Origin of the sequence: Paraburkholderia sp. UYCP14C (assembly GCF_004197395.1) — a bacterium.
In the GTDB taxonomy this organism is placed as follows: domain Bacteria; phylum Pseudomonadota; class Gammaproteobacteria; order Burkholderiales; family Burkholderiaceae; genus Paraburkholderia.
The window spans coordinates 1-3,730 of sequence record NZ_SELS01000177.1 but is presented as its reverse complement, the minus strand read 5'-3'; the positions used below and the strand labels follow the sequence as shown (position 1 = coordinate 3,730).

Annotated in this window: 1 protein-coding gene; it reads right to left on the bottom strand. The window is 62.9% G+C overall.

Features of this window, described 5'->3' with window-relative positions; all coding sequences use genetic code 11:
• Positions 1–169: 169 nt before the first annotated feature.
• A complete protein-coding gene (locus tag EVC45_RS43860; RefSeq protein ID WP_129964264.1) occupies positions 170–3,523 on the bottom strand; it encodes a DEAD/DEAH box helicase in 3,354 nt (1,117 codons plus the stop codon).
• Positions 3,524–3,730: the final 207 nt, after the last annotated feature.

Genomic DNA, 3,730 nt, shown 5'->3' with positions numbered 1-3,730 from the left:
ACTCGATGCCGGCATTATCTCAGACCCGCAACACAACCATCAGGCCCTATCTGCTGAAGACCCTGCCGAACAAAGTCCTTGCGAGGCTTGGCCTGCAGCGGCAACTGACCGCAAAAGATGGTTGATTGTGGCGACCTGTTCCTCCGGAGACTCTCTCAAATGCCCCATCCTACGTTCCGGTCCTGGTGCGCGGCCGCGACTTCGCTGCCGGTGAGATGGACGTCGTGAGCGCAATGGGTTCGAACAGTGCATCGAGATCATCGGCCGAGAACTTGACGGCGCCGGCGGCATCTTCGGACAGGATAGCGTCGGCAAGCGCTGCCTTCTGTTCCTGCATCGCGACGATCTTCTCCTCGACACTGCCGGCCGTAATCAGCTTGTAGACGAACACGGGCTTGACCTGTCCGAGACGATGCGCGCGATCAGTGGCCTGATTTTCGACGGCAGGATTCCACCATGGATCGTAGTGAATCACGGTGTCGGCCGCCGTCAGGTTCAGGCCAACGCCGCCGGCCTTCAGGCTGATCAGGAAGAGTGGCACCGCGCCCTGCTGGAAGCGCCTGACCGGCGTGCGGCGATCGGTTGTATCGCCGGTCAGTACGACGTACGGAATCCCGGCTTCGTTGAGTGCGGCGGCAATCAGCTCGAGCATGCCGGTGAACTGCGAGAACAGCAGGATGCGACGGCCTTCCTCGATCAGTTCGGGCAACATCTCGAGCAGCAGTGCCAGTTTGGCCGACTCCTTGATGCGGGCGGCCTGGCTGATCTTGACGAGTCGGGGGTCACAGCAGACCTGGCGCAGCTTGAGCAGCGCCTCAAGCACGACGATGTGACTGCGTGCGAATCCCTTCGCGCTGACGGCGGCACGAACCTTTTCGTGCATCGCGGCGCGTACCGTCTCATACAGGTCGCGCTGCGCGCCTTCGAGTTCGACGGTGCGCACGATGGTCGTTTTCGGCGGCAGTTCGGTGGCGACCTCATCCTTGCGCCGTCGCAGCATGAACGGGCGAATGCGCCGCGCGAGCAGATCGCGCCGCACGGTGTCGCCGCCTTTTTCGATGGGCGTGCGCCAGCGCTGCGTGAAATCCTTGTGGGCGCCGAGGAAACCGGGCAGCAGGAAGTCGAACTGGGCCCACAGTTCGCCGAGATGGTTCTCGAGCGGTGTGCCCGTCAGACACAGGCGGTGGCGGGCACGTAGTTCGCGGATCGTGGTGGCGGCCCGGGTGGCAGCATTCTTGACGTACTGGGCTTCGTCGAGAATCAGCAGGTGGTACTCGTGTTCGGCGAGCGCCGACTGGTCGCGCCACAGCAGCGGGTAGGTTGTGAGAATCAGGTCGTGCGCGCGGATCTGGTCAAAGCGCTCGTGGCGCTGCGGGCCGTGCAGATCGAGCACGCGCAGCGCCGGTGTGAAGCGTTGCGCTTCCTCGCGCCAGTTGTGCATCAGTGTTGTCGGCACAACGATCAGCGCGGGCCGGTCGAGCCGGCCGGCTTCCTTTTCGGTCAGGATATGAGCGAGGGTTTGAACCGTTTTGCCAAGCCCCATGTCATCGGCAAGCACACCCGACAGGCTGTGTTCGCGCAGGAACTGCATCCAACTGAGCCCCTGGCGCTGATAGGTGCGCAATTCGGCTTGCAGTCCTTGCGGCACCGGCGTTTCACCCACGCCGGGCCCCGCCATCAGGCGCTGCGCGAGTTGCCGGATCGACGCATCGCCATGAAACTGCCAGCGGCCGGTGCGGTCGAGCACATCGAGCCGGGCGGCATCCCACTCCGAAATGCGCAGTCCGCCGTCACCGAGGGTATCGAACAGATCGATCAGCACCCGCACGACAGGTTTGAGCCGGTCAGCACGTAGGCGCAGCCGTTCATTGCGGTCGGTCTTCAGATCGACCGGTTCATCGTCGGCAATGGCGTCAAGCCCACCCGACAGCCAGCGCGAATCGCGCCGGAACAGATCGGCCAGCAGCGGTTCGAGGCGAACCCGCCGGTCGTTGACCGTGATTCCCATCTCGACATCGAACCAGCCGTCACCGGCCTGATGGAGCACACCGTCGATCGCCTCGATCTCGATGACATTGTGGCGAAACGCTTCGGTCATCGCTATCTGCCAGCCGTCTTCGCGTAACCGGGGCAGAGCCTGCTTCATGAAGTCGGCCCAGTCTTCGACATTGCTGGGCCCTAGCATGCCATCCGGAAACGGCCGTGGGCCATGGGCGCGACTGGCTGAAATTTTTCGCAGCCCGGCCTTGTGCAGTGCAGCCAGACAGCGTTGTTCCCTATCGAGAGACCGTTTGATCTGCACCACTTCGCCACTGGTGGTTCGCACGAGAGTGGTGTTGCTTTGCGCGTCGATGCTTACGCCCGCGTAGCCGAAACTGACGGTCGCAAAATCGAGCATATTGGGTGCGTCAGACATCCAGCCCGATCCATAGGTCGGCAGTGTATTCAGGGACAACATGGGTGCTGGAACGGTGTCGATGACGCGCACGGCCGATACGCTGTGCGCAGGCGGCAAGGGCAAATCGGGCGCAACTTCGCGCAGCACGTTACCGACCAGTGCTGCCTCGTCGAGCGAAATCGATGGCATCGCCAGGTAATCCGCGAGCTCTTCAGCGGGCCACGGCATGTCCACTGCCCCGGCTTCTCCCGAATGAGGGTCCACGTACCAGCAGGGCTGCGTTGTCGTCAACAGCATCGTTGCGGGTGGTTCGGTCTGCAGTACCGGTCGCACACGTGTGTCAGGCTGCGATCGCCAGGCGATCTGTCCGCGGCGCGAAGGCCCGGCATGCAATACGCCTGGCGCGCCAGAGTGCATGGTGCTCGCGCCCGGCGAGGCAAATGCACGCCCCGTGGCGATAAGCCTTTCCAGGATTGCCGCACCGGTTGTGCCGTGCAGTCCAAAGCTGCCGGAATACGTGCGCGAGCGGTCCAGCCACAGCCCTCGCAGGATCGGCAGGTCCTCCTCGGCAACAAACTTCGGCGGCTTGACGAGCGCGTTCTCCACGTTCTGCCACGCGTCGTCGAGTGAGCGGATCGTGCCGTCGGCGTTGACCCGGGCCTTGTATAGAAAAATTTCTGGGGATCCACGATACGATCCGGCAATCAGGTAGGCAAGCGCATGCGTTGCCCTGGCGGTCGCGGGCTTCCTGCCCCTGGGCGGTGCAGCCGTGCGCTTCGCCCGAAAGCCTTCGAGCCAGGTCACCAGTTCGGGACGCACGCCGGTGGCGGGCTGCGTCGGGATCAACTCAAGACCCGCGATCAGGAGCGCAGCCACGTGTTTGCAGTCGACGCTGACCGGGCAGGTGCATTCGCCTTCAACCCACATGTCACGATGATCGTCGATATCGTGAAAATACGCACACACGTCATACGGACGGGTTCTCGTGCCTTGCACCTGGCCACTCAGGGTGTCGCCGCTTTGCCAGCGCAGCCCGGAGACGGCGTGGGCATACTCGCGTGCTTTGGCTACCGTGTGGGAACCTAACCAGTCCGTGATTTGCTTGCGACTATAGGAGACAGACATGCTGATGGATTCGGGTTGACGACGCGAGGAGCATTTTACGCGGGCCGGTTGCCGGGCGGCCCGTTCGTTTCCTGCGTGGACGGCACGTGAGTCGTCTGTGCATGGCGGCGATCATCTTCGGCATGCAGGTGACTTTGTTCGGCAGGGTCTTCAGCAGATAGGGCCTGATGGTTGTGTTGCGGGTCTGAGATAATGCCGGCATCGAGT

Bases quoted from the DNA above. Each gene is read 5' to 3' on its own strand.
- EVC45_RS43860 (WP_129964264.1), bottom strand. From the start codon at position 3,523: ATGTCTGTCTCCTATAGTCGCAAGCAAATCACGGACTGGTTAGGTTCC.